The following is a 24413-nucleotide window of genomic DNA, read 5'->3' on the forward strand; positions in this document are numbered from 1 at the left end:
TCAACAGTTCCTCATGATGTTGGGCAGGCACAGATCCTGCCCGGGAACCAGCCGGTTGTGCTTGTCGAAGACGACGCCGTTCCCGCTGAGCATCGGCCCCACGATGCCCAGGGTCTGCCCCAGGCCGTCGAGCGCCTGGCCCCAGCGCTCGGGATGGACGGCCAGCGTGGTGGTGATGTCGTCGAGTCCGTCGACGATCGGCTCGACCTCCCTGCCGTAAAACGCGACTATGCGGTCCATGATGCGGGCCAATTCGCTCAGCAGGCTGAAGAACTCGACGATGTCGACCGACCTCGAGGTGTACGACCTGCCGAGGATGTCGAGCTGCTCGAACAGCGTGATGAGCAGCTTACGTTGCGCGACCGTGGCCCGCAGGCCGTTGTTGGCGAAGTCCAGCCCGCGATGGAAATCGGTGGTGGACTTGCTCAACGAAGCCGTCAACGCGTTGGCCGACCGCAGCAGGTCGCGCACCGCGTCGGGGTATCTGTTCGCCGCGTTGGCCACCTCGGTGAAGGTGTCGTGGATGACTTGGCCGTCGACTTCCTTGATCAGCGGCGTCGCCGCCTGGATTATGTCGTTGACCTCGAAGGGCAACCCCACGCGTTGCGGCGGGATCACGTTGCGGCCCAGCGGTAGCGGGCCCTTCGGGTCGAGCGCCACATAGTGGCCGCCGAGCGGGGTCAGCAGCTTGACGTCCAGGGTGGATTCCGAACCGACCACCACCGAGCGCTCGACGTCGAATTTCATCTCGACGACCGCGCCGTCGAGCCGGACGCCGGTGACCTTCCCGACCGGGATGCCGGCGATGCGAACCTGGTCGCCGGCGCGCACGCCGCCGGAGTTGGGCAGGTGCGCGGTGTAGCCGGTCTGACCGGTCGGATTCAGGTAGGCCATCGCGGTGGCGGCCAATGCCGACACGATGACGACGACGCCGACGATGCCGTGCCGGCGATTGCGGCCGGCGGCCGCATGCTCATCGAGCACGGCGCGCTGTCGTCCGAACAGCTTGTCGCCGAACGCCATTACCGGCACACCACCAGGTTCTGTTGCGCGAAGGACACCTGCCCGATCCCCGGCAGGGTGACTTCGCCGCGCGAGCAGGAGAACGTCGGTGCGGCGGGCTGGTCGTCGGCCAGCCAGTCCCGCATGCCCTGGATCAACGACGGGGCCAGCGACATGCCCGCGATGATCGTCGCGCTCTGCGGCCACATCCGGTTGAACAAGTCGTAGAGCGGGACCGTCGTCCCGTCAAAAATGCGCTCGTTGTATTGCAGGATGTGGGTGGTGTCGCGCAGGACGGGCAGTCCGGTTTCCATCGCCTCGCGGAACTCCTCGGCTTTGGAGCCGAACTTCGTCACCACATCGGTGAGCGTGGCGATGAGGTGAAACAGCTGTTGTGACTTGCCGCCCAGGTCCGCCGAGATCGCACTGAGGTTGCGCAGCACGACGGCGATGACCGCCTGGCGCTTCACCGCCAGCTTGGAAATGACGTCCAGGTCGTGCAGGAACGGGCCGATGCCGTTTTCGTCGCCCTGAATCAGCCGAAGTAGGTTCTCGCCCAGCAGGTTGAACTGGGCGGGGTCGAGGGTTTGGAATATCGGCCGAAACCCGTTGAACAGCTTCGCCACATCGAACGACGGAATCGTCTGCCCCAGGCCAATGGTGTCCCCGGGCCGCAACCGCCGGTCCGGCTTGGCCGGCTGGACGAGCTCCACGTAGCGCTGGCCGAGCAGGGTTTGGTAGCGCACCGCGGCGACGGTGTTGGCGAACACCGGGTGGTCGTCTTGCGCGGTGAAATCCACCTTGGCGGTGCGCCCGTCGAGCCGGATGGTTTGCACCTTGCCGACCTGCACGCCGGAGATGCGAACGTCGTCACCGACGTAGAGCCCCGACACATCGGAGAACGCGGCGGTGTAACGGGAGAGCGCCCCGGTGACCGGGCTGCGCAGGGCGGTCAGCACTATCAGCGTGCACACCACCGCGACCGCGGTGAAAATGGTCAGCCACACAACCGATTTCGTGACGTTCCTCATCGGCTACCCGCCTGCGGCGCGGGCGGCGGGGACGGCTGGGACGGCAGGGCCGGCTGGGCTGGCTGGGACGGCAGGGCCGCGGCCAGCCCCGGCATCGCGTCCAGCGTCACCTCGATCTGCATGCGCACCTTGCCGTCGACGATGGGAAACGCCGCGCTGGTGCGGTCCAGCAGGCCCGAGAGCCGGTCGTAGACCGGCGCCATGCTGCCCTGTAGGTACGAGATCGGCAGCAAGACGTTCATCACCGAGCCCATGAAGGGGGCCAGCCACGGGACGTTCCGCGCGAACATCTGGTCGCTGGTGAAGAGCAGCTTCGCGGTCTGGTCCAGGATGACATTCATCCGTTCGACCCCGTCGGGATGGGCCAGGAATTCCATCCCGTTCAGCAGGTCATACGCCAGCCCGATCAGCGGGATGGAGTCACTGGCCCCGTTGACCACCGAGGCGAACACCGAAAGCGAATGGGAGAACGGCACTTTCTGGGAATCGACGAGCATCTTGACCAGATCGAAGTAGGACCGGGTCACCGGCTCGGTCAGGTCGGCGTGCCGGCGCACCACCTCGATGATGCGGTCGACATCGGGCGAATCCGCGAGCCGGCCGAGCTTCTGGCCCTGGCGCAGCAGTCCGGTGATGGACGCCGACCGAGCGTTGGCGCCGATCAACAGCGTCTGGTTCGGCCTCAACCGGGGGCCGGTGCCGCTGCTGACCAGTTCGACGGCCGCGAGCCCAAAGGTGTTGGACGACATGAAGTTGGCGGTGGTGTCCGACGCGAGGGCCCGCGCCTGTCGCGGCTCCAGCTCCACCGTAATCTTCTGCCTGTTGTATCCGACCGATTGCAGCGTTTTCACCGATCCGATCGTCAGGCCGCGGAACTTCACCTCCGCGCCCGGCGTCAGACCCTCGCCGATCGAATCGGCCACCACGGTCAGCCGGAACGTGTCGGTGTAGCCGCCGTTGCCCAGCTGATACAGAAGTGTGCACGCGATGCCCAGCACCGCCGCGGCGATCACGCCCCGGATCCGCAACGAGCGCGCACTCGGTGCGCGCGCTCCGTGGTCTGGAGATACTCCCATGGGCTACCCCGATATCCGGATGCCGGGGTTGTTGCCCCAGAACAACAGCGTCAGCACCATGTCGGCGGCGACCACGGTCACGATGCTGGCCCGGATGGCCCGCCCCGAGGCCCGCCCGACGCCTTCGGGACCGCCGCTGGCGTAATAGCCCTGATAGCAGTGGATCGCGATGATCAGCGTCACGAAAATCGCGGCCTTGAGCACCGAGAACACCACGTCGGACGGCTGGATGAACGAGTCGAAATAGTGGTAGTAGGTGCCCGACGACTGCCCGTGCAGCACGTTGACCACCGTCGCGCACGACACGTAGCTCAACGCGAGCGTCACCACGTACAGCGGAACGATGGTGATCATCCCGGCGATCACCCGGGTCGTGACCACGAACGGGATCGACTGAATGGCAAGGGCTTCCAGCGCGTCGATCTCCTCCGAGATCCGCATGGCACCGATCTCGGCGGTCATCCGGCACCCGGCCTGGGCCGCGAAGCCGATCCCCGCGATCATCGGCGCCATCTCGCGGGTGTTCGCATAGGCGGAGACGAACCCGGTCAGCGGGCCCATCCCGACCATGTCGAGGGCCCCGTATCCCTCGATCCCCACCGAACCGCCGACCGCCGCGCCCATGAACACCAGCACGCCGATGGTGCCGCCGCCGACGATGAGCGAGCCGTTCCCCCAGATCATGTCGACCAGCAGCACTCCGGTCTGGTGCCGGTAGCGCTTCAGCGTGTGCGGAATCGCGCCGAGCACCTGCGAGCCGAAGGTGACCTGGTGGCCGAGGCGCTGGATCAGCGAGTCGCCCCGCTCGGCGACCCATCGCGACGCCCGCAGCGGCGTGGGTACGTAACGTGCCGGCACCGACATCCGGGCCATCAGCCCACCCTCAGCGGCATGGACATCGACAGTCCCTGGGTGATCAGCAGGTTGAGCACGAACACCGCGACGATGCCGATGACGACGGAGGCGTTGACCGCGTCCGCCACGCCGCGTGCGCCGCCTTTGGCCTCCAGGCCGCGCTGGCAGGCCACCAGGATCACCACCACGCCGAAGAGCCAGGTCTTCAGGACGGCGACCACGACGTCGTTGACGCTGGCGAACGACGCGAAGGACGCGATGTAGCTACCCGGGGTGCCGGACTGGAAGCCCACGTTGATCGCGTAGCCGGCCGCCAGCCCCATAAAGATGATGAAGGAGCACAGCACCGGCGCCACGATCACGATCGCGGCCAGCCGGGGGGTGACCAGCCGCTGCACGGGGTTGATGCCCATCACGCGCAGCGCGTCGACCTCTTCGCGGATGGTGCGTGCGCCGAGATCGGTCGCCACCGCCGAACCGGCCGCGCCGCCCAGCAGCAGCGCGGCCACGACCGGCGCTCCCTGCCGGATCACCCCGAGGCCGCCGGCCGCGCCCGAGACCGACGATGCGCCAACCTGCTGGATGAAGTTGCCCACCTGCACCGCGACGATGACCCCGAACGGGATGGACACCAGCAGCGCGGGTATCGCCGTGACGCTGATGATGAACCAGGCCTGGTTGACGGTGTCCCGCCAGGGGTGGCGCAACTTGATCAAATCGGTGATCAGGTACCTGAAGGACTGGGCGGCCAGCTCGAAGAAGCGGCCCAGCGTCTGCAACGAGGAATCGAGCTGCCTGGCGCTGTACCGAAACGGCTTGCCCAGCACCGCGGCGGTTCGGCCGCGGGTGGGCGCCTCGGCGGCGGCGTGGCGCTCGTCGGGCTCGGTGGGCGCCGAGACGGGACCAGCGACGACGGGACTGGCGACGACGGGACTCGTGACGTCCGCGCCGTTCGTGATGGTGCCCGCGTCGGCGTCGACGCAGGCGACTGGTCCGCCTGCGGTCCCACCCGGTGGTTCAGCCGCTGTCGCGTTGTATACAGCGGTCAACGGCGGGTCCCTCCTTAATCGCTGCCACGGATTCTCAGCCAATCAAAGATTGGGAGCTTGGTCGACGTGCGTTCAATAGTGGCATCGAGTACGGGTGTTCTACCCAGAAGCAGTTGAGTGTGACATACGCCACAATCCGTAGAACTCCGCACCGCGGGCAGCGGCGCTCCTGGCCTGTGGATAGAGCCGCAACTGCGGACCGGCGCGGGACCGGCGCCGCGCCCGGGCGCGGGCGTCGTTCCTGGCGGGATGGCCTCCTGACGTGCCAGTATGAACCAAGACAGAGCCGCAACGCCGTACGCAACCGGTCGGGTGGTGCCCATGCCCGTTATGAAGCCCGGTATCGACAAGCCGACGGGGCGCGTGGTTGCCCTGATCGTCCTCTTGATCCTCGTCGCCGCCGCCCTCCGCGGGTACTTCCCGGCCCAGGGCCATGCGGCGCGTGCCGAGCCGGGCGGCGGCCGGGCGGCTCTGCTTTTCGTCATCGCGGCGCTGAGCGGGACGCTCGCGCTGCTGACGATCGCGGTCATCGCCCGCCTGCGGGATCCGCGGGCCGCGGCACCCAAGCAGGCGGATCTGTCCGACCTGCTCGGCACCGGCAAGGGCCGGCCGAGCTGGCGCGTGCTGCTGATCGGGCTCGTGCTCATCGTGGCCTGGCTGCTGATCGTGACCCTGCTGGTTCACCACCTGATGCCGCACGACGCCAACCCCTCGGCCCCCACCGGAGTCCCCGCCGCGCGGCCGCCGGGGCAGAACAGCGGCTCGGCGACCCAGCGGCATCCGGGCCACGGTTCGGGGGACATGTTCGGCGTCCTGCTCGCCGGCACGATCCCGATGATGCTGGTGATCGTCGCCGGGTCGTTGCTCATGGCGCGCCGGCGGTGGCGCGCCGCCGGCCCGGTCGTCGCGGCCGCCGACCGCCTCGCGCCGCCGGCCCCCGAGCCGCGTTCGGAATCGCTGGCCCGCGCGGCCGAAGTCGGACTCGCCGAGATCGGCGACCTCAACCGCGAACCCCGGGAGGCGATCATCGCCTGCTACGCCGCCATGGAACGCGAACTCGCCCGGGTGCCCGGGGCCGCCCCCCAGGACTTCGATACGCCGACCGAGGTGCTGGTGCGGGCCGTCGAACACCATGCGCTGCACGCCGATAACGCCGAGCGCCTGGTCAACCTGTTCGAAGAGGCGCGTTTCTCCCCGCACGTGATGAACGAGGGGCATCGCGAGGTGGCGGTCAACGTCCTGCGGCTCGTGCTGGCGGAGTTGCGGAGCCCCGTGTGAAAAGGCTTATCGTGCTGGGTGTTTGCCTCGTCGTGGGGATAGAGCTGCTGGCGTTGACACTGCACGGGCGCCGGTTCCTGCTGGCCGCCTCGGGCGTGGCCCTGGCCCTGGTGTTGCTCACCGTTCGTCGCTACGTGGGGCGCGGCAACGAACCCGCGGCCGAGCCGGACTACGACGAGCTGGGGGACTCGTTGCGCCGCTGGCTATCCACCACCGAGACGACGATCCGGCGCTCGGACTCCACGCGGGCGGACTGGGACCGGCACCTGCGCCCCATGCTCGCGCGCCGCTACGAAATGACGACGGGGCACAAGCAATCCAAGGACGCAGGCGCCTATCACGCAAGCGGCCGAATGCTTTTCGGACCGGAACTGTGGGAATGGGTCAATCCCAACAACGTCACCCGCACCGGTGACCGCGAACCCGGGCCGGGCCGCGGGGTGCTCGAAGAGATTCTGCGAAGGTTGGAGCAAATATGACGCTGCCGGTCGCCACCACCACCGCACGCTGCGACGCGGTCCTCGACGAAATCGAACGTGTGGTGGTGGGGAAGCGTTCGGCGCTGACACTCATCCTGACCGCGGTCCTCGCGCGCGGCCACGTGCTCATCGAGGACCTGCCCGGCCTCGGCAAGACGCTGATCGCGCGATCCTTCGCCGCCGCGCTGGGGCTCCGATTCACCCGGGTCCAGTTCACCCCGGACCTGCTGCCCGCCGACCTGCTCGGGTCGACGATCTACGACATGCAGTCCGGCAACTTCGCGTTCCGGTCCGGACCCATCTTCACCAACCTGTTGCTTGCCGACGAGATCAACCGCACGCCGCCGAAGACGCAGGCGGCCCTGCTGGAGGCGATGGCCGAGGGCCAGGTCAGCATCGACGGCGAAACCCACAAGCTGCCAACACCGTTCATCGTGCTGGCGACCGACAATCCGATCGAGTACGAGGGCACGTATCCGTTGCCCGAGGCGCAGCTGGATCGGTTCGCGATCCGGCTGGAACTGCGATACCTCTCGGAGCGGGACGAGACCTCGATGCTGCGCCGCCGCCTCGAACGCGGGTCGGCCGAGCCGACGGTCAACCAGGTGGTGGACGGGCACGATCTGCTCGCGATGCGCGAATCGGTCGAACAGGTGACCGTGCACGAGGACGTGCTGCACTACGTGGTGTCGCTGGCCACCGCGACGCGGCACCACCCGCAGGTCGCGGTCGGCGCCAGCCCCCGCGCCGAACTCGACCTCGTTCAACTCGCGCGCGCCCGGGCGTTGCTGCTCGGCCGCGACTACGTGATCCCCGAGGACGTCAAGGCCCTCGCCGTGGCGGCCGTCGCCCATCGCATCACCCTGCGGCCGGAGATGTGGGTGCGCAAGATCCAGGGCGCCGACGTCGTCGCAGAATTGTTGCGGCGGTTGCCGGTGCCCCGTACGGGCGGCGGGACGGGCTGATCTCCGATGGGCACTGAGGTCGAGTTTCGTTGGCGCGCATCGCCGTTGGCCCGGTCCGTGGCGACCTGTGCCGGGGTCGCGCTGGCCGCCGCCGTGATCGGCGCGCGCTGGCAGCTGCTCGCCTTCGCGGCGCCGCTGCTCGGCGTGCTGTGTTCGGTCAGCTGGCAACCTCCGGTGCCGAAGGTCCGGGTGCACGGAAAGCCCGATTCGCAGCGATGCTTCGAAAACGAGCAGGCGCGGGTCCGCGTGTGGCTGAGCGAAGAGGGCGACACCGCGGCCTCGGCGGTGGAGCTGACGGTGCGGCCCGTCGCGGGCATGCGGCTCGAAGCGCTCGACGCGGAGTCCCGCGACGCGAAAACCGTTGCGGTGACGGCACAGCGCTGGGGCCGCTACCCCGTCCGGGCGCGCGTCGAGGTGCTGGCGCGGGGCGGGTTGCTGACGGGGACGGGCACCGTCGACGCCGCCGACGTCATCGTGTTCCCGCTGACGCCCCCGCAGCCGACGCCGATCCCGCAGATCGAGTTGCTCGACCGGTTGGGCGCCCACCTGACCCGGCATATCGGCCCGGGCGTCGAGTACGCCGACATCCGCCCCTACGTGCCCGGCGACCAGCTGCGGGCGGTGAACTGGCCGGTGAGCGCGCGCCGGCGCCAGCTGCACGTGACGCAGCGATTGACCGACCGCGCCGCCGACGTGGTGGTGCTGATCGACACCTACCGGCAGCCGGCGGGCCCGGCAACCGAGGCCACCGAACGCGTGGTGCGCGGCGCCGCGCAGGTGGTGCAGACCGCCCTGCGGCACGGCGACCGCGCCGGGATCGTCGCCCTCGGCGGCAACCGCCCGCGCTGGCTCGGTGCCGACATCGGACAGCGCCAGTTCTACCGGGTGCTCGACACCGTGCTCGGGGCCGGCGACCGATTCGAAAACACCACCGGCACACTGGCGCCCCGCGCGGCGGTCCCCGTCGGCTCGATCGTCATCGCGTTCTCCACGCTGCTCGACACGGAATTCGCGCTGGCGCTGATCGACCTGCGCAAGCGCGGCCACGTGGTGATCGCCGTCGACATCCTCGACAGCTCGCCCTTCGAGAGCCAGCAGGATCCGCTGATCGATCGGATGTGGGCGCTGCAGCGCTCGGCCATGTATCGCGACATGGCGACCGTCGGCGTGGACATCGTGGCGTGGCGGGGGGACAGCACGCTGGATCAGTCGATGGCCGTCCTGCCCGACCGCCGCCATCGCGTGCGGGGACGGCTGCGGGCATGAAGTGGATCGCCCTGGTCGTCTCAACCATCATCGGCGTTGTGATGGTGGGCTTGGCCGCCGCCGGGTCGCACGGCGTGGCGGTTGCCGCGGGGGCGGCAGCGCTGATCGCGGTGGGCGCCGGGGTGGTTTACCGGCCGGCGGCGACGATCGCCGTGCTGCTGGCGGCGGTCACGATCCTGGCGTCGGACCCCTCGCTCGTCTTCGCCGCCTGGTCCGGACTGTGCGCGGTCGCCTACCTGGTGTGCCGCCACGCGGTCGAGGCGTCCGGCGGCGTCATGTGGAGCTGGCCGACCGTCGTTGCGGCGGTGGGTTTTTCCTGCGTCGGCCTGGTCGCGACGTCGTTCCCGCTGCAGCTGCCGTGGTTGCCGCTCGCCGCGCCGCTGGGGGTCCTGGCGATCTACGTCCTGGCCACCCGCCCGTTCGTGAGCTGACTCAGTGCAGCAGCTGGGCGGCCTGATCGGCCAGGTCGAGCAGCGGCTGCGGGAAGATCCCCAAAAGTATTGTTACCGCGGCGCATACCGCGATCGCGATCTTGCTCAGGATGCCTGGCGTCACGACGTGCGGGGTGTCGTCGGTCGCTTCGGTGAAGAACATCGACACGATGACGCGCACGTAGAAGTACGCGGCGACACCGCTGGCGATGACACCGATGATGACCAGGGGCACCGCGCCGCCCTGGGCGGCGGCCTTGAACACCGCCAGCTTGCTGACGAATCCGCTCGTCAGGGGGATGCCGGCGAAGGCCAACAGGAACATCGAGAACATCACGCCCACAATGGGGGAGCGCTGCCCGAGCCCGGCCCAGTGGGAGATCTTGGCGTCTTCGACGCCGTCGGCGTTGCGGATCAGGCTCACGATGGCGAACGCGCCGACGGTGCTGAAGCTGTAGGCGACCAGATAGAACAGCGTGGCGGACAGCCCCGCGGTGTTGTCGGCGATCACGCCGGTGAGGATGAAGCCGACGTGCGCGACCGAGGAATACGCCAGCATCCGCTTGACGTCGGTCTGGTTCACCGCCGTGACGGTGCCGACGGCCATGGTCAGGATCGCAATCGCCCACAGCACCGGGCGCCACTCGTGGTGCAGCGGCGGCAGCGCGACGTAGACGACGCGCAGCAGCGCGCCGAACGCCGCCACCTTGGTGGCCGCCGCCATGAACCCCGTGATCGGGGTGGGCGCGCCCTGGTAGACGTCGGGGATCCAGGAGTGGAACGGGACCGCGCCCACCTTGAACAGCAGGCCGACCGACAGCAGCGCGACGCCGATCAGCGCCATCGAGCTATCGCCATGGGCGGCAAGGGCATCCCGGATCCCGGGCAGCAGCAGCGTGCCCGTCGCGCCGTAGAGCAGCGCGACGCCGTAGAGGAAGAACGCCGAGGAGAACGCGCCCAGCAGGAAGTACTTCATCGACGCTTCCTGGGACAGCAGGCGGCGATGACGGGCCAGGCCGCACATCAGGTACAGGGGCAGCGACAGGACTTCCAGCGCGACGAACATTGTCAACAGATCGTTGGAGGCGGGGAACACCATCATGCCGCCGACGGACAGCATCACCAGCGGGAAGAGTTCGGTCTGCGCGGCGCCGGCCCGCTCGGCCTCGCGCTCGGGCTCGCTGCCGGGAACCGCGGACGCCTGCGGCGTAAAGGAATCCAGCCCGCCCGACCCGACGGCCTTGGCGCCCACGGCGACCTTGGCTTCCGCCTTGGCCTGTGCCCGTTCGCCGATGAAGATGACCGCGAGCACCGCGACCAGCAGCACGGTGCCCTGCAGGTACAGCGTCGGCCGGTCGATGGCCACCGCGCCCAGCACCGCGGCGCGGCCGGACGACGGAACCGACTCGGCCACTTCGATGTCCGCGAAAAGCGCCGCGAGCAGGCCGCCCAGGGCCAGCGTCATTTGGGTGGCGTAGCGAATCCGCCTGGGTGCGAATGCCTCGACGAGCATGCCGACGACCGCGACGGAAAAGACGATGAGCATCGGGCACAGCAGGAAGTACTCGACGCTTGGGGTGGGCAGGGTCATCGGTGCGGTCCTTCAGCAGTCCGGGGTGGCACACTCGGCGCTGGGTCATGCTGGCCGATGGTGGTCATGGTGTTCTCGACGGCGGGATTGATGATGTCGAGCACCGGCTTGGGATAGACGCCCAGCACGAACAGCAGCGCGAGCAACGGTGCCACGACGACCAATTCGCGCGCCCGCAGGTCGGTGATCCGGTCGTTGCCCTCGGCCACCGGGCCCGTCATCACCCGCTGGTAGAGCCACAGCATGTAGATGGCCGCGAGCACCAGGGCGGTCACCCCGAACGCACCGGCCAGCCAGTACCGGTTGAAAGTGCCCAGCAGGACCAGGAATTCGCTGACGAATGGCGCCAGCCCGGGCAGCGACAGGGTGGCCATGGCCGAAACCAGGAAGGTGCCGGCCAGGATCGGTGCGACCTTCTGGACGCCGCCGTAGTCGGCGATCGCCCGGCTGCCGCGCCGCGTCACCAGGAATCCGGCGATCAGGAACACCGCGGCGGTGGAGATGCCGTGGTTGAGCATGTAGAGCGTCGACCCGCTCTGCCCCTGGCTGGTCATGACGAAGATGCCGGCGATGATGAACCCGAAGTGTGAGATCGACGTGTAGGCGATCAGGCGCATCATGTCGGCCTGGCCGATCGCCACGATCGCGCCGTAGATCACGCCGATGATCGCCAGCGTCACGATCGCCGGACGGAAATACGTTGAGGCGTCGGGGAACAGCTGCAGGCAGTAGCGCAGCATGCCGAAGGTGCCGACCTTGTCCATCACGGCCGTGATCAGCACCGCCGTCGCCGGGGTGGCCTCGACGCAGGCATCGGGCAGCCAGCGGTGCAGCGGCCATAGCGGGGCCTTGATCGCGAAGGCGAACATGAAGCCCAGGAACAGCGCCTTGAACACCGCCGGGTCGGCGCCGTAGCGGCCCGACGCGACGCCCGCCACGATGTCGCGGAAGTCGAACGTGCCCGAGCCGTGCTGCGCCGTGACCACGTACAGCCCGATGACCGCCGCCAGCATGATCAGCCCGCCGAACAGGTTGTACAGCAAGAACTTCACCGCCGCGCGCGACCTGCCGGGACCCGGGCCGAAGCCGCCGATCAGGAAGTACATCGGCACCAGCATGGCCTCGAAGAACACGTAGAACAGCAGCACGTCCAGGGCGACCACCGAGATCAGCACCATCGACTCGATGGCCAGCGTCAGCGCGACGTAGGCATGCACGCCCCGGGTGCCTTTGCCGCCGTCGTTCCAGCCGGCCACCTGCAGCACCGGGATCAGCACCGCGGTCAGCAGCACCAGCACCACCGCGATGCCGTCGACGCCGAGGGAGTAGCCCGCGCCGAACGCCGGTATCCACTGGTGGCTTTCGACGAACTGGTAGGTGGGGCCGCCGGCCTTGAAGCCGACGGTGACCACGATCGCCACGGCCAGCGTCAGCACGCCGACGACCAGGCCGGTCCACTTGGCGAGCTGTCGCAGCCCCGGGGGCAGCAGGATGATCAGCAGGGAGCCCGCCAGCGGCAGCAGCCACAGGACGCTCAGCCACGGCACGTTACTCACCACACCCTCACCGCCAGGATCAGAGCGGCCACCAGCACGGCGCCCGCCAGCATCGACAACGCGTAGTTGCGGGCGAAGCCGGTTTGGAAGCGCCGCAGGCCGTTTGACGTCCGGCTCACCAGTGCCGCCAGGGCGTTGACCGAGCCGTCGACGCCCGCGTTGTCGACTTCGACCAGTGCGTCGGTCAGCTGCGCGCCGGGGCGCATGAACACCTCCTCGTTGAACGCGTCGCCGTAGAGGTCGGCGCGCGCGGCGGTCGTGAGCGCCGACACCCTTACGGGGGCGACCCGCGGGATGGGCGCGGCGGCGTACATGCGGTAGGCCACCGCGATACCGACGGCGACGACGCCCAGCGCGACGACGGTGGTGACCCAGGCGGGCAGGGCGTGCGCCGCCTCTTCGTGCACCCCGACGACGGGCTCGAGCCAGTGCTGCAGGGCGCCGCCCCACCACAACAGGAAGCCCGAGAACACCGAGCCGACGGCCAGCAGGATCATCGGCCACGCCATCACGGCGGGCGCCTCGTGCGGATGGGCGCCAGGGGCCCAACGCTTTTCACCGAAGAACGTCATCAGCATGACCCGGGTCATGTAGAACGCGGTGACGCCGGCGCCCAGCAGCGCGGCCCCGCCCAGCACGTAGCCCCGGGTGTCCCCGGTCGACAGCGCCGCCTCGATGATCTTGTCCTTGGAGAAGAAGCCCGCGAACGGCGGCACGCCGATGATCGCCAGATACCCCAGCCCGAACGTGGCGAACGTGACCGGCAGCGCCTTGCGCAGCCCGCCGTAGCGGCGCATGTCCTGTTCCTCGTGCATCGCGTGGATGATCGACCCCGACCCGAGGAACAGCCCGGCCTTGAAGAAGCCGTGGGTCAGCAGGTGCATGATCGCGAAGGCGTAGCCGGCCGGGCCGAGGCCGGCCGCCAGCACCATGTAGCCGATCTGGCTCATCGTCGAAGCGGCGAGCGCGCGCTTGATGTCGTCCTTGGCGCAGCCGATGAACGCCCCGAACAGCAGGGTGACGGCGCCGACGATGACGACGCCCAGCTGCGCGCCCGGCGAGAGGTTGTAGAGCGGGTTGGACCGCACGATCAGGTACACCCCGGCGGTCACCATGGTGGCGGCGTGGATCAGGGCGGACACCGGCGTCGGGCCCTCCATCGCGTCGCCCAGCCAGGCCTGCAGCGGAACCTGCGCGGACTTGGCGCAGGCGCCCAGCAGCAACAGCAACCCCATCGCGGTCACCGCGCCGCTCGAAGCCGAAGGCGCGCCGGCGAATACCCCGGCGTACGACAGCGTGCCGAAGGTGCCGAACATCAAGAACATTCCCACCGCCAGGCCGGCGTCACCGACCCGGTTCATGACGAAGGCCTTCTTAGCCGCGGTGGCCGCCGACGGCTTGTGGTACCAGAAACCGATGAGCAGGTAGGAGGCCAGGCCGACGCCCTCCCAGCCGACGTAGAGCACCAGGTAGTTGTCGGCGACCACCAGCAGCAGCATCGAGGCCAGGAACAGGTTGAGGTAGCCGAAAAACCTTCGGCGGTCGGGGTCTTCGGCCATGTAGCCGACCGAATAGATGTGGATCAGCGATCCGACGCCGGAGATCAGCAGCACGAAGCACATCGACAACTGGTCGAGCTGCAGCCCGAAGTCCACCTGCAGTTGCCCGACCGGAATCCAGGTGAACAGCTTCTGGTGGATGGTGCGATCGGCCTCGCCGCGGCCGAGCATGTCGGCGAGCAGCGTCGCGCCCACCGCGAACGCCGCCAGCGCGGTGGCGCAGCTCAGCAGGTGGCCCCACGCGTCGGTGAGCCTGCCCCCGAACAACAAGATCGCGGCACCCGCCAACGGCAGCGCCACCAGCAGCCAGGTGTAGTCAGTCATCTCGGCGTTCTTTTAGCCTTTGAGTAGGTTCGCGTCGTCGACCGACGCGGATTTGCGGGCACGGAAAATCGTCATGATGATGGCTAGGCCGACGACGACCTCGCATGCGGCCACCACCATCGTGAAGAAGGCGATCATCTGGCCGTCGAGGTGGCCGTGCATGCGCGCAAACGTGACGAAGGCCAGGTTGACGGCGTTCAGCATCAGCTCGACGCACATGAACATCACGATGGCGTTGCGGCGCAACAGCACGCCCGAGGCCCCGATGGTGAACAGCAGGGCCGAAAGGTACAGGTAGTTGGCCGGATTCACGACGCACCACCTTTCACCGTGGGGCGTGTCTCCCGGACCTCTCCGCCGTCCGCGCCGCGGATCCGCAAGATGGGCGACACCGACAACTCCGAGTACGAGCCGTCGGGCAGCAGCGCGGCGACGTCGACCGCGTTCTGGCGCGCGTAGACGCCCGGATTCGGCAGGGGGGTGGGGCGCCCGCCGGCCCGGAAGCGCTCTTCGGAAAGCTCACGCTGGGTCTTGCGCCGCTCGAAGCGCTCCCGGTGCGCCAGCACCATCGCGCCGACCGCCGCGGTGATCAGCAGGGCGCTGGTCAGCTCGAAGGCCCACAGGTAACGCGAAAAGATCAGCGCCGCCAGGCCTTCCACGTTGCCGTTGGCGTTGGCGGTGGTGAGTCCCACAAAGCCACCGGTCGCCACGTTGCCGATGCCGGCCAGCAGCAGCACGCCGAACCCGACGCCCGTCAACACGGCCGCGACGCGCTGCCCGCGCAGCGTCTCCTTCAGCGATTCCGCGCTGTCCACGCCGATGAGCATCAGGACGAACAGGAACAGCATCATCACCGCGCCGGTATAGACCACGACCTGAACGACGCCGAGAAACAGCGCGTCCTGGATCATGTAGAACACCGCCAGGATGATCATGGTCATCGCCAGGAACATCGCCGAGTACACGGCGTTGACCGCGAGCACCACCCCGAGCGCGCCGATCAGCGCCACCGCACCCAGCACCCAGAACGTGACCGCCTCGCCGGTGGAGGTGCGAACGATGGTCTCGGAGGCGAGCGTTGCGATCATCTTGTGTCCCCGGCGTTCTCGCGCTGGCGTAACCCCTGCGCGGTCACGTTGCCCTGGTAGTAGTCCTTGTCGGTGGCGCCCTCCGCCCGGGGGTGCGGCGGCGCGAGCATGTCCTGCAGCAGCGGCGCGAGCAGCCGGTCCTTCTCGTAGATGAGGTCGGCGCGGTTGTCGTCGGCCATCTCGTAGTCGTTGGTCATCGTCAGCGCCCTGGTCGGGCAGGCCTCGATGCACAGGCCGCAGCCGATGCAGCGCAGATAGTTGATCTGGTAGACCCGGCCGTAGCGTTCGCCCGGCGAGTACCTCAGCTCCTCGGTGTTGTCGGCGCCCTCGACGTAGATGGCGTCGGCTGGGCAGGCCCAAGCGCACAGCTCGCACCCGATGCACTTCTCCAGCCCGTCGGGATACCGGTTGAGTTGGTGGCGCCCGTGGTAGCGCGGCGCGACCGGGCCCGGCTTTTCGGGATACTCCTCGGTGACCCTCTTCTTGAACATCGACCCGAACGTCACGCCGAAACCTGCTACGGCGTCGAAGAATTTAGGCACGTGCTTTCTCCTTGCTCGCGCCGACTTTCTGCGCCGGCAGCGGCGGTGTCGGGAATGCCGGCTCGGCGGCCGCGGTGGCGGGGATCGACTCGCCCTGGCGGCGCAGCTCGCGCTCCATCGCGCGAATCGTCGGCGTGCTGAACGGTTTTCGCAACAGCAGCACCAGCACCACCGCGAAGACCAGGCTGCTGACCACCAGGATCGGCGTCCAATGCGCGTACCCCTGGTTGCGCGCGGTGCGGATCACCGCCGCGATCAACACCCACACCAGCGAGGCCGGGATCAGCAGCTTCCAGCCCAGCGCCATGAACTGGTCGTAGCGCAGCCGGGGCAGGCTGGCCCGCAGCCAGAAGTAGATGAACAGGAAGGTCCACATCTTGGCGGTGAACCAGAGCACCGGCCACCACCCGGTGTTGGCGCCCGCCCACATGTTGAGCGGCCACGGCGCGTGCCAGCCGCCGAAGAACATGGCGGTGGCGAGCGACGAGACCGTCATCATATTGACGTACTCGGCCAGCATGAACATCGCGAACTTCAGCGACGAGTACTCGGTGTGGAATCCAGCGACCAGCTCGCCCTCGGCCTCGGGCAGATCGAATGGCGCCCTGTTGGTTTCACCGACCATCGAGACGAGGTAGATCACGAACGACGGCAACAGCAAAAAGACGTACCAGACCCGGTCCTGCGCGCCGACGATCTGAGAGGTCGACATGGAGCCGGCGTAGAGGAACACCGCGGCGAAGGACAGCCCCATCGCCACCTCGTAGGAGATGACCTGCGCCGTGGAGCGCACCCCGCCGAGCAGCGGGTAGGTGGACCCCGACGCCCAGCCGCCCAGCACGATGCCGTACACCCCGATCGCCGACAGGCCGAGGATGAACAGCACCGCGACCGGAAGATCGGTCAGCTGCAACGGCGTGTGGTGGCCGAACACCGACACCACCGGACCGAACGGGATGAACGCGAACGCGGTGAACGCCGGAATCGTCGAAATGACCGGCGCCGCAAAGTAAACGAACTTGTCGATGCCGCCGGGGGTGATGCTCTCCTTCAGCGCCAGCTTGATTCCGTCGGCGAGGCTCTGCAGCGCGCCCCACGGGCCCGCGCGGTTGGGGCCGGGCCGCAGCTGCATCCAGCCGAGGATCTTGCGTTCCAGCAGGATCGCGACCAGCACGTTCAGCATCAGGAACACGAAGATGGCCAGCGCCTTGCCGAGCACCAACCACCAGGGGTCGTGCCCGAAGGCGGACAAGGGGACGGTCATGTTCCCGCTCCGATCGTGACGATGCTGCCCAGGGTTACGCCCAATTTCCGGTGCACCGCCGAACCCGGCGAGTTCAGCGGAAGCCACACCACCCGGTCGGGCATGTCGGTGATGGCCAGCGGCAGCATGATCGAGCCGCGCGGCGTGCTGACCGTGACGTTGTCACCGTCGGCGGCGCCGATCTCGGCCGCGGTTTCGGCCGACAGCCGGACGACGGGCTTGCGCGCGGTGCCCGCCAAATGCGGTTCGCCGTCCTGCATTCGACCCTCGTCGAGCAGCAGCCGCCATCCGGCCAGCACGGCCTGCCCCTGCTCGGGGGTGGCCGGTTCCGGCGCCGCGACCTGCGGGTCGTCGGCGTGTCCGCCGTCCCAGGTGCCGAGGGCGGCGAGTTCCTCGCGGGCCGACTCGACGGTGCCGGTGTTCAGGTAGATACCCATCTCGTCGGCCAGCGTGTCGAGCACCTTGTGGTCGGACTGGCCGGCCTCGCCGGTGGTGCCGCGCAGCGCGGGCGCGAACGCCCGGTAGCGGCCTTCCCAGTTGACGAAGGCACCGGATTTCTGCGTCGTGGGCGCGACCGGGAACACCACGTCGGCGCGTTGGGTGACCGGGCTGTGCCGCAACTCGAGGCTGACGACGAAGCCGGCGGCGTCCACCGCGGCCAGCACCGCCTCCGGATCGGCGAAGTCGTTGGGTTCGATGCCGCCGATCAGCAGCGCCCCCAGCGACCCGTCGGCGGCGGCGGCAAGGATGCCGTCGGCGTCGCGCCCTGGCGCGGAAGGCAATTCGTCGACGTTCCACGCCGCGGCGACCTGTGCGCGGGCGGAGTCGTCGGCGACCGGGCGGCCGCCCGGCAGCAGCGTGGGGAGCGCGCCCGCTTCCAGCGCGCCGCGCTCGCCGGCGCGGCGCGGCACCCACGCCAGCCGGGCGCCGGTGGCGTCGGCGAGGCGGGCCGCGGCGGATAGCCCGCCTGGCACCGTGGCCAGGCGCTCGCCGACCATGATGACCGCGCCCGGTTTCGAGAGCAGCTCGCCGGCCTCGCCGGTGGTCAGCCCGTCCAGCGCGGCGGCTTCGGCGCCGGGAACGGTCTTGACCAGTCGGCCCGACATCTTCGTCAGCGCCCGGGTGGCGAACGGCGCGATCGCGTACACCGGCAACCGGTGCTTGCGGGCGGCCTTGCGCAACCGCAGGAACACGATGGGCGACTCGTCCTCCGGCTCCAAACCGACCAGCACCACCACGGGCGCCGACTCCAGGTCGGAGTAGCTCACGGTCACCGGCCGGCCCGCGACGCGGGCGGCCAGGAAGTCGGCCTCCTCCGCGGAGTGCGGGCGGGCGCGGAAGTCGATGTCGTTGGTGTCCAGCGTGATTCGGGCGAACTTGCTGTACGCGTAGGCGTCTTCCCAGGTCACCCGGCCACCGACCAGCACGCCGGTGCGCCCGCGGGCGGCCTCGAGTCCCCGGGTCGCCGCCGCGATCGCGTGCGACCACGAAACCGGCTGCAGCGTCCCGTCGGCGTCCCGCAGCAGGGGAGTGGTGATGACGTCCTGCTGGGTCGCGTAGTTGAACGCCCACCGGCCCTTGTCGCAGTTCCACTCCTCGTTGACCTCGGGGTCGTCGCCGGCCAGCCGGCGCAGCACCTTGCCGCGGCGGTGGTCGGTGCGCTGCGCGCAGCCCGAGGCGCAGTGCTCGCAGACGCTCGGGCTGGAGACCAGGTCGAAGGGGCGGGCCCGGAAGCGGTACGCGGTCCCGGTAAGCGCGCCCACCGGGCAGATCTGTACCGCGTTGCCCGAGAAGTACGAGTCGAACGGCTCGTCGGCGTAGATGCCGACCTGCTGCAGGGCGCCGCGCTCCTGCATGTCGATGAAGGGGTCACCGGCGATCTGCTCGGAGAACCGCGTGCAGCGGGCGCACAGGATGCAGCGCTCGCGATCCAGCAGCACCTGCGAGGAGATGTTGATCGGCTTGGCGAACGTGCGCTTGACATCGGCGAAGCGGGAATCGGCCCGCCCGTTGGACATTGCCTGGTTCTGCAGCGGGCATTCGCCGCCCTTGTCGCACATCGGGCAGTCCAGCGGATGGTTGATCAGCAGCAGCTCCATGACGCCGTGCTGGGCCTTGTCCGCGGCCTCGGAGGTCAGCTGGGTGCGCACCACCATGTCGTCGGTGCACACGATGGTGCACGACGCCATCGGCTTGCGTTGTCCCTCGACCTCGACCATGCACTGCCGGCACGCGCCGACCGGGTCGAGCAGCGGGTGGTCACAGAACCGCGGGATCTGGATGCCCATCAGCTCGGCCGCGCGGATCACCAGAGTTCCCTTGGGAACCGAGATCTGGTTGCCGTCGATGGTCAATGTCACCATCTCCGGCTGGCTAACCCCGTCGCCGGTCTGAGGCTTGGCCGCCTGGGTCACTTACCACCTCCGTTGGGCACGAGCATCGAGTCGCGCGGGTCGAACGGGCAGCCGCCCCCCTCGACGTGGGCGACGTATTCGTCGCGGAAGTACTTGATCGACGACATCACCGGGCTGGCGGCGCCATCGCCCAACGCGCAGAACGACTTTCCGAGGATCGCGTCGGAGATGTCGAGCAATTTGTCGAGATCCTCGTGAGTGCCCTTGCCGGTCTCGAGCCGGGTGTAGATCTGGTCCAGCCAGAACGTGCCCTCGCGACACGGGGTGCACTTCCCGCACGACTCGTGCTTGTAGAAGTACGTCCAGCGCTGCACGGCGCGCACCACGCAGGTGGTCTCGTCGAAGATCTCCAGCGCCTTGGTGCCCAGCATCGAGCCGGCGGCACCGACGCCCTCGTAATCCAGTGGCACGTCCAGATGTTCGTCGGTGAGCAGCGGCGTCGACGACCCGCCCGGGGTCCAGAACTTCAGGCGATGCCCGGCGCGGACCCCGCCGGCGTAGTCGAGCAATTCGCGCAGCGTGATGCCGAGCGGGGCCTCGTATTGGCCGGGGCGCGTGACATGCCCGGACAGTGAATACAGCGTGAAGCCAGGCGATTTCTCGCTGCCCATCGATCGGAACCATTCGACGCCGTTGAGAATGATCGGCGGCACACTGGCGATCGTCTCGACGTTGTTGATCACCGTGGGGCAACCGTAAAGCCCGGCCACGGCGGGGAACGGCGGCCGCAGCCGGGGCTGGCCGCGCCGGCCCTCCAGACCCTCCAGCAGCGCGGTTTCCTCGCCGCAGATGTAAGCGCCCGCACCGGCGTGCACCACCAGCTCCAGGTCGTAGCCGGATCCTTCGATGTCGCGGCCCAAATAGCCGGCGGCGTAAGCCTCGGCGACCGCGTTCTGTAGCCGGCGTAGCACCGGCACCACTTCGCCGCGCACGTAGATGAAGGCATGGCTGGCCCGGATCGCGTAGGAGGCGATGATGGCGCCCTCCACCAGCAGGTGGGGCGTCGCCAGCATCAGCGGAATGTCTTTGCACGTACCGGGTTCGGATTCGTCCGCGTTGACCACCAGGTAGTGCGGCTTGGCGGCCGGACCCGAGTCGCCCTGCGGGATGAACGACCACTTCGTCCCGGTCGAGAAGCCGGCGCCGCCGCGACCGCGCAGGCCCGAGTCCTTCACGGCCCCAATCACCGCGTCGGGCTCCATCTTCAGGGCCTTCTTCAGCGCCTGGTATCCGTCGTGGCGCTGGTAGGTCTCCAGCGTGAACGACTTCGGGTCGTCCCAGTAGCGGCTGATGACCGGGGTCAGCGGGGTGGTCATGACTCGCCTCCGGGAGCCTGCGGGGCTTCCATGCCCTTCTCCTTCGCCACCTGCAGCCCGGCCAAAGTGGCCGCACCGGCGCCGCCTTGGCCTTCGTCGGGGCGCTCGTCGGGCAGGCCGGCCAGGATGCGCGAGGTTTCGCGGAACTTGCACAGCGCACCGCGGGTGGGAGGCTTGGGATTTCCGGACCGCAGCGAGTCGACGAGTTCGCGTGCCGACTCCGGGGTCTGGTTGTCGTAGAACTCCCAGTTGACCATCACCACCGGGGCGAAGTCGCACGCCGCGTTGCATTCGATGTGCTGCAACGTGACCGAGCCGTCGTCGGTGGTCTCATCATTTCCAATGCCGAGATGTTCTTTGAGCGCGTCGAATACCGCGTCGCCGCCCATAACCGCACACAGCGTGTTGGTGCAGACGCCGACCAGGTAATCGCCGGTGGGGCCGCGGCGGTACATCGTGTAGAAGCTGCCGACCGCCGACACCTCCGCACCGGTCAATCCAATTTGCTCGCCGCAGAATTCGAGTCCCGCCGGTGTCAGGTAGGAATCCTCGGCTTGGACCAGGTGCAGCAACGGCAGCAGCGCCGAGCGCTTGTTGGGGTAGCGGCCGATGATCTCCTTGGCGTCGACCTCGAGGCGCGCGCGCACCTCGGGCGAATACGACTGCGGCGCACCCTCGGTCACGAACGCGTTGGGTTCCTCGGGCGGCGGTCCGAGCCGGATGAACACCGGCTGACCCTGCGGCCCGGTCATCGGTCCACCCCGCCCATCACCGGGTCGATGCTGGCGACCGCGGCGATCAGGTCCGCGACCATCCCGCCCTCGCACATCGCGGCGACGGACTGCAGGTTGGTGAAGGACGGGTCCCGGTAGTGCACCCGGTATGGCCGGGTGCCGCCGTCGCTGACCATGTGCACGCCGAGCTCGCCGCGGGGCGATTCCACCGCTGTGTAAACCTGGCCGGCCGGAACGCGAATGCCCTCGGTGACGAGCTTGAAGTGGTGGATGAGCGCCTCCATGGAGCTGCCCATGATCTTCGCGATGTGCTCGGGCGAGTTGCCCATGCCGTCCGGGCCGACCTTCAGGTCGGCGGGCCAGGCGATCTTGCGGTTCTCGACCATCGTCGGCCCCGGCCGCAACTTGTCCAGACACTGCTCCACGATCTTGATCGACTCCCACATCTCCTTGACGCGAATGATGTAGCGCCCGTACGCATCACAGCCGTCGTCGGTGATCACGTCGAACTCGTAGTTCTCGTAGCCGCAGTAGGGCTCGCTCTTGCGCAGGTCGTGCGGCAGCCCGGTGGAACGCAGGATCGGCCCGGTGATGCCCAGCGCCATGCAGCCGGTCAGGTCCAGGTAGCCCACGCCCTCGGTGCGCGCCTTCCAGATCGCGTTTTCGTTGAGCAGCTCGCCCATTTCGCGCAGCGGCTGCTTCAGTTCCTTGAGGGCGTCGGCGATCTCGGTTTCCGCGCCCGGCGGCAGATCCTGCGCGACGCCGCCCGGCCGGATGTAGGCGCTGTTCATCCGCAGGCCGGTGATCGATTCGAACAGCTTCAGGACGATCTCGCGGCCCCGGAAGCCGACGAACATCGGGGTCATCGCGCCCAGTTCCATGCCGCCGGTGGCCAACGCGACCAGGTGCGACGAGATGCGGTTGAGCTCCATCATCATCACGCGGATGACGTTGACCCGCTCCGGTATCTCGTCGGTGATGCCGAGCAGCTTCTCCACGCCCAGGCAGTAGGCGGTCTCGTTGAAAAACGGTGACAGGTAGTCCATTCGGGTCACGAAGGTGACGCCCTGGGTCCAGTAGCGGTATTCGAGGTTCTTCTCGATCCCGGTGTGCAGGTAGCCGATTCCGCACCGGGCCTGCGTGACGGTCTCGCCCTCGATCTCGAGGATCAGCCGCAGCACGCCGTGCGTGGACGGGTGCTGCGGGCCCATGTTGACGACGATGCGCTCGCCGGGGTCCGCATTGCGGGCGGCATCGACGATCTGGTCCCAGTCCTGACCGCCGGCGACCAGGACCGTTTCAGCTTGAGTCATTAGTTGTAACCCCTGCGTTCGTCGGGCGGAGGTATCTGCGCGCCCTTGTACTCGACCGGGATGCCGCCCAGCGGATAGTCCTTGCGTTGCGGGTGCCCGTGCCAGTCGTCGGGCATCTCGATCCTGGTGAGCGACGGGTGCCCGTCGAAGATGATCCCGAAGAAGTCGTAGGTCTCGCGCTCGTGCCAGTCGTTGGTCGGGTAGACGCCATACAGCGACGGGATGTGCGGATCACTGTCCGGTGCAGCCACTTCCAGCCGCAGCCGACGGTTGTGGGTGATCGACTGCAGCGGGTAGACGGCGTGCAGCTCGCGTCCCGTTTCGTGCGGGTAGTGCACCCCGTTGACGCCCAGGCACATCTCGAAGCGCAGCTCGGGTTCGTCGCGAAGCCGCTGCGCGACCTGCGGCAGCAGTTCGCGGCGCACGTGCAGAGTCAGCTCGTCGCGGTCGACGACGACCTTCTCGATCGCGTCGTCGAATTCGATGTCGTTGCGGCCCAGCGCTTCCGCCAGCCGGTCGGTGATGGCGTCGAAGTAGCCGCCGTAGGGCCGGGGGCTGCCGCCGGGCAGCGTGATCTCGCGCACCAGCCGTCCGTAGCCGGAGGTGTCGCCGCTGCCGCGTACCCCGAACATGCCGCGGCGAACGTCGATGACTTCTTCGTCGGCGGTGGGGACGGAACCACCCACTTCGCTGGCCGCCACCGTCGGGTCGTGGTCGGGAGAGCTCATCGCAGCAGTCCGCGCATCTCGATGGTGGGCGTGGCGGCCAGCGCGGCCTGCTCGGCCTCGGCGATGGCTTCTTCGCGGTTGACGCCCAGCGGCATTTCCTGAATCTTCTCGTGCAGCTTCAGGATTGCGTGCAGCAGCATCTCGGGGCGGGGCGGGCAGCCCGGCAGGTAGATGTCGACCGGCACGACGTGGTCGACGCCCTGGACGATCGAGTAGTTGTTGAACATCCCGCCCGACGATGCGCACACGCCCATGGCCAGCACCCATTTCGGCTCGCCCATCTGGTCGTAGATCTGGCGCAGCACCGGGGCCATCTTCTGGCTGACCCGCCCGGCCACGATCATCAGGTCGGCCTGCCGGGGCGTCGCCGAGAACCGCTCCATGCCGAAGCGCGCGATGTCGAACCTCGGTCCGGCGGTTGCCATCATCTCGATCGCGCAGCACGCCAGCCCGAACGTCGCCGGCCAGAGCGAGTTCTTGCGCACGTAGCCGGCCACCTTCTCGACGGTGGACAGCAGGATGCCACCGGGCAGCTGTTCTTCCAGGCCCACT

The 24413-nt window shown here is 68.4% G+C and carries 23 protein-coding genes; 5 read left to right on the forward strand and 18 right to left on the reverse strand.

Features of this window, described 5'->3' with window-relative positions; translation table 11 throughout:
* From AC5Y2S_RS17470 to AC5Y2S_RS17490, 5 genes are read right to left on the reverse strand one after another with little or no spacing between them, the layout of a single operon-like run.
* A complete protein-coding gene (locus AC5Y2S_RS17470) occupies nt 1-1023 on the reverse strand; it encodes an MlaD family protein (protein ID WP_499957287.1) in 1023 nt (340 codons plus the stop codon).
* Complete coding sequence (locus tag AC5Y2S_RS17475; protein WP_499957288.1) at nt 1023-2033, reverse strand: MlaD family protein; 1011 nt, start codon at nt 2031-2033, stop codon at nt 1023-1025. The genes AC5Y2S_RS17470 and AC5Y2S_RS17475 overlap by 1 nt, the downstream gene beginning before the upstream one ends.
* Nucleotides 2030-3109 carry an MlaD family protein gene (locus tag AC5Y2S_RS17480; protein ID WP_499957289.1) on the reverse strand — a complete coding sequence of 360 codons (1080 nt, stop codon included), beginning with the start codon at nt 3107-3109 and terminating at the stop codon, nt 2030-2032. Before AC5Y2S_RS17480 ends, AC5Y2S_RS17475 begins: the two co-directional genes overlap by 4 nt.
* Nucleotides 3110-3112: 3 nt before the next feature.
* Complete coding sequence (locus AC5Y2S_RS17485) at nt 3113-3973, reverse strand: MlaE family ABC transporter permease (RefSeq protein WP_499901839.1); 861 nt, start codon at nt 3971-3973, stop codon at nt 3113-3115.
* A gap of 8 nt (nt 3974-3981) precedes the next feature.
* Entirely contained in the window at nt 3982-4791 is an 810-nt protein-coding gene (locus AC5Y2S_RS17490) for an MlaE family ABC transporter permease (protein ID WP_499901838.1), read from the reverse strand.
* Nucleotides 4792-5334: 543 nt separating this feature from the next.
* Here AC5Y2S_RS17490 and AC5Y2S_RS17495 point away from each other — a divergent pair.
* From AC5Y2S_RS17495 to AC5Y2S_RS17515, 5 genes are read left to right on the forward strand one after another with little or no spacing between them, the layout of a single operon-like run.
* Nucleotides 5335-6291 (forward strand): DUF4129 domain-containing protein, encoded by a 957-nt coding sequence (locus AC5Y2S_RS17495; RefSeq protein WP_499957290.1) that lies wholly within the window; start codon nt 5335-5337, stop codon nt 6289-6291.
* Nucleotides 6288-6770, forward strand: a complete 483-nt coding sequence (locus tag AC5Y2S_RS17500; RefSeq protein WP_499957291.1) for a hypothetical protein — start codon at nt 6288-6290, stop codon at nt 6768-6770. The genes AC5Y2S_RS17495 and AC5Y2S_RS17500 overlap by 4 nt, the downstream gene beginning before the upstream one ends.
* Nucleotides 6767-7735 carry an AAA family ATPase gene (locus tag AC5Y2S_RS17505; RefSeq protein WP_499957292.1) on the forward strand — a complete coding sequence of 323 codons (969 nt, stop codon included), beginning with the start codon at nt 6767-6769 and terminating at the stop codon, nt 7733-7735. Before AC5Y2S_RS17500 ends, AC5Y2S_RS17505 begins: the two co-directional genes overlap by 4 nt.
* Before the next feature lie 6 nt (nt 7736-7741).
* Nucleotides 7742-9001 (forward strand): DUF58 domain-containing protein, encoded by a 1260-nt coding sequence (locus tag AC5Y2S_RS17510; RefSeq protein ID WP_499957293.1) that lies wholly within the window; start codon nt 7742-7744, stop codon nt 8999-9001.
* The gene (locus AC5Y2S_RS17515) at nt 8998-9432 is read left to right on the forward strand and encodes a hypothetical protein (RefSeq protein ID WP_499957294.1); all 435 of its coding nucleotides are present in this window, start codon (nt 8998-9000) and stop codon (nt 9430-9432) included. Before AC5Y2S_RS17510 ends, AC5Y2S_RS17515 begins: the two co-directional genes overlap by 4 nt.
* A gap of 1 nt (nt 9433) precedes the next feature.
* Here AC5Y2S_RS17515 and nuoN read toward each other — a convergent pair whose 3' ends face one another.
* From nuoN to AC5Y2S_RS17580, 13 genes are read right to left on the reverse strand one after another with little or no spacing between them, the layout of a single operon-like run.
* Nucleotides 9434-11023 (reverse strand): NADH-quinone oxidoreductase subunit NuoN, encoded by a 1590-nt coding sequence (gene nuoN / locus AC5Y2S_RS17520; RefSeq protein WP_499957295.1) that lies wholly within the window; start codon nt 11021-11023, stop codon nt 9434-9436.
* A complete protein-coding gene (locus AC5Y2S_RS17525) occupies nt 11020-12579 on the reverse strand; it encodes an NADH-quinone oxidoreductase subunit M (protein WP_499901247.1) in 1560 nt (519 codons plus the stop codon). Before AC5Y2S_RS17525 ends, nuoN begins: the two co-directional genes overlap by 4 nt.
* Entirely contained in the window at nt 12576-14462 is a 1887-nt protein-coding gene (nuoL, locus tag AC5Y2S_RS17530) for an NADH-quinone oxidoreductase subunit L (RefSeq protein WP_499957296.1), read from the reverse strand. The genes AC5Y2S_RS17525 and nuoL overlap by 4 nt, the downstream gene beginning before the upstream one ends.
* A 12-nt stretch (nt 14463-14474) precedes the next feature.
* Nucleotides 14475-14774 carry an NADH-quinone oxidoreductase subunit NuoK gene (gene nuoK, locus AC5Y2S_RS17535; protein ID WP_007168303.1) on the reverse strand — a complete coding sequence of 100 codons (300 nt, stop codon included), beginning with the start codon at nt 14772-14774 and terminating at the stop codon, nt 14475-14477.
* Nucleotides 14771-15550 carry an NADH-quinone oxidoreductase subunit J gene (locus AC5Y2S_RS17540; RefSeq protein ID WP_499901245.1) on the reverse strand — a complete coding sequence of 260 codons (780 nt, stop codon included), beginning with the start codon at nt 15548-15550 and terminating at the stop codon, nt 14771-14773. Before AC5Y2S_RS17540 ends, nuoK begins: the two co-directional genes overlap by 4 nt.
* Nucleotides 15547-16092 carry an NADH-quinone oxidoreductase subunit NuoI gene (nuoI, locus tag AC5Y2S_RS17545; RefSeq protein ID WP_499957297.1) on the reverse strand — a complete coding sequence of 182 codons (546 nt, stop codon included), beginning with the start codon at nt 16090-16092 and terminating at the stop codon, nt 15547-15549. Before nuoI ends, AC5Y2S_RS17540 begins: the two co-directional genes overlap by 4 nt.
* Nucleotides 16085-17344: an NADH-quinone oxidoreductase subunit NuoH gene (nuoH, locus tag AC5Y2S_RS17550; protein WP_499957421.1), complete on the reverse strand. Its 1260-nt coding sequence runs from the start codon at nt 17342-17344 to the stop codon at nt 16085-16087. Before nuoH ends, nuoI begins: the two co-directional genes overlap by 8 nt.
* Nucleotides 17345-17352: 8 nt before the next feature.
* The gene (locus tag AC5Y2S_RS17555; RefSeq protein ID WP_499957298.1) at nt 17353-19770 is read right to left on the reverse strand and encodes an NADH-quinone oxidoreductase subunit G; all 2418 of its coding nucleotides are present in this window, start codon (nt 19768-19770) and stop codon (nt 17353-17355) included.
* Complete coding sequence (gene nuoF, locus AC5Y2S_RS17560) at nt 19767-21086, reverse strand: NADH-quinone oxidoreductase subunit NuoF (protein ID WP_499957299.1); 1320 nt, start codon at nt 21084-21086, stop codon at nt 19767-19769. Before nuoF ends, AC5Y2S_RS17555 begins: the two co-directional genes overlap by 4 nt.
* Nucleotides 21083-21838 carry an NADH-quinone oxidoreductase subunit NuoE gene (nuoE, locus tag AC5Y2S_RS17565; protein ID WP_499957300.1) on the reverse strand — a complete coding sequence of 252 codons (756 nt, stop codon included), beginning with the start codon at nt 21836-21838 and terminating at the stop codon, nt 21083-21085. The genes nuoF and nuoE overlap by 4 nt, the downstream gene beginning before the upstream one ends.
* Nucleotides 21835-23133 (reverse strand): NADH dehydrogenase (quinone) subunit D, encoded by a 1299-nt coding sequence (gene nuoD, locus AC5Y2S_RS17570; RefSeq protein WP_499957301.1) that lies wholly within the window; start codon nt 23131-23133, stop codon nt 21835-21837. Before nuoD ends, nuoE begins: the two co-directional genes overlap by 4 nt.
* Nucleotides 23133-23861 carry an NADH-quinone oxidoreductase subunit C gene (locus AC5Y2S_RS17575; protein ID WP_499957302.1) on the reverse strand — a complete coding sequence of 243 codons (729 nt, stop codon included), beginning with the start codon at nt 23859-23861 and terminating at the stop codon, nt 23133-23135. The genes nuoD and AC5Y2S_RS17575 overlap by 1 nt, the downstream gene beginning before the upstream one ends.
* Complete coding sequence (locus AC5Y2S_RS17580; RefSeq protein WP_067150846.1) at nt 23858-24412, reverse strand: NuoB/complex I 20 kDa subunit family protein; 555 nt, start codon at nt 24410-24412, stop codon at nt 23858-23860. Before AC5Y2S_RS17580 ends, AC5Y2S_RS17575 begins: the two co-directional genes overlap by 4 nt.
* Between the last annotated feature and the right edge of the window lies 1 nt (nt 24413).

The sequence above is a fragment of the Mycobacterium sp. NGS69 genome (assembly GCF_059812165.1).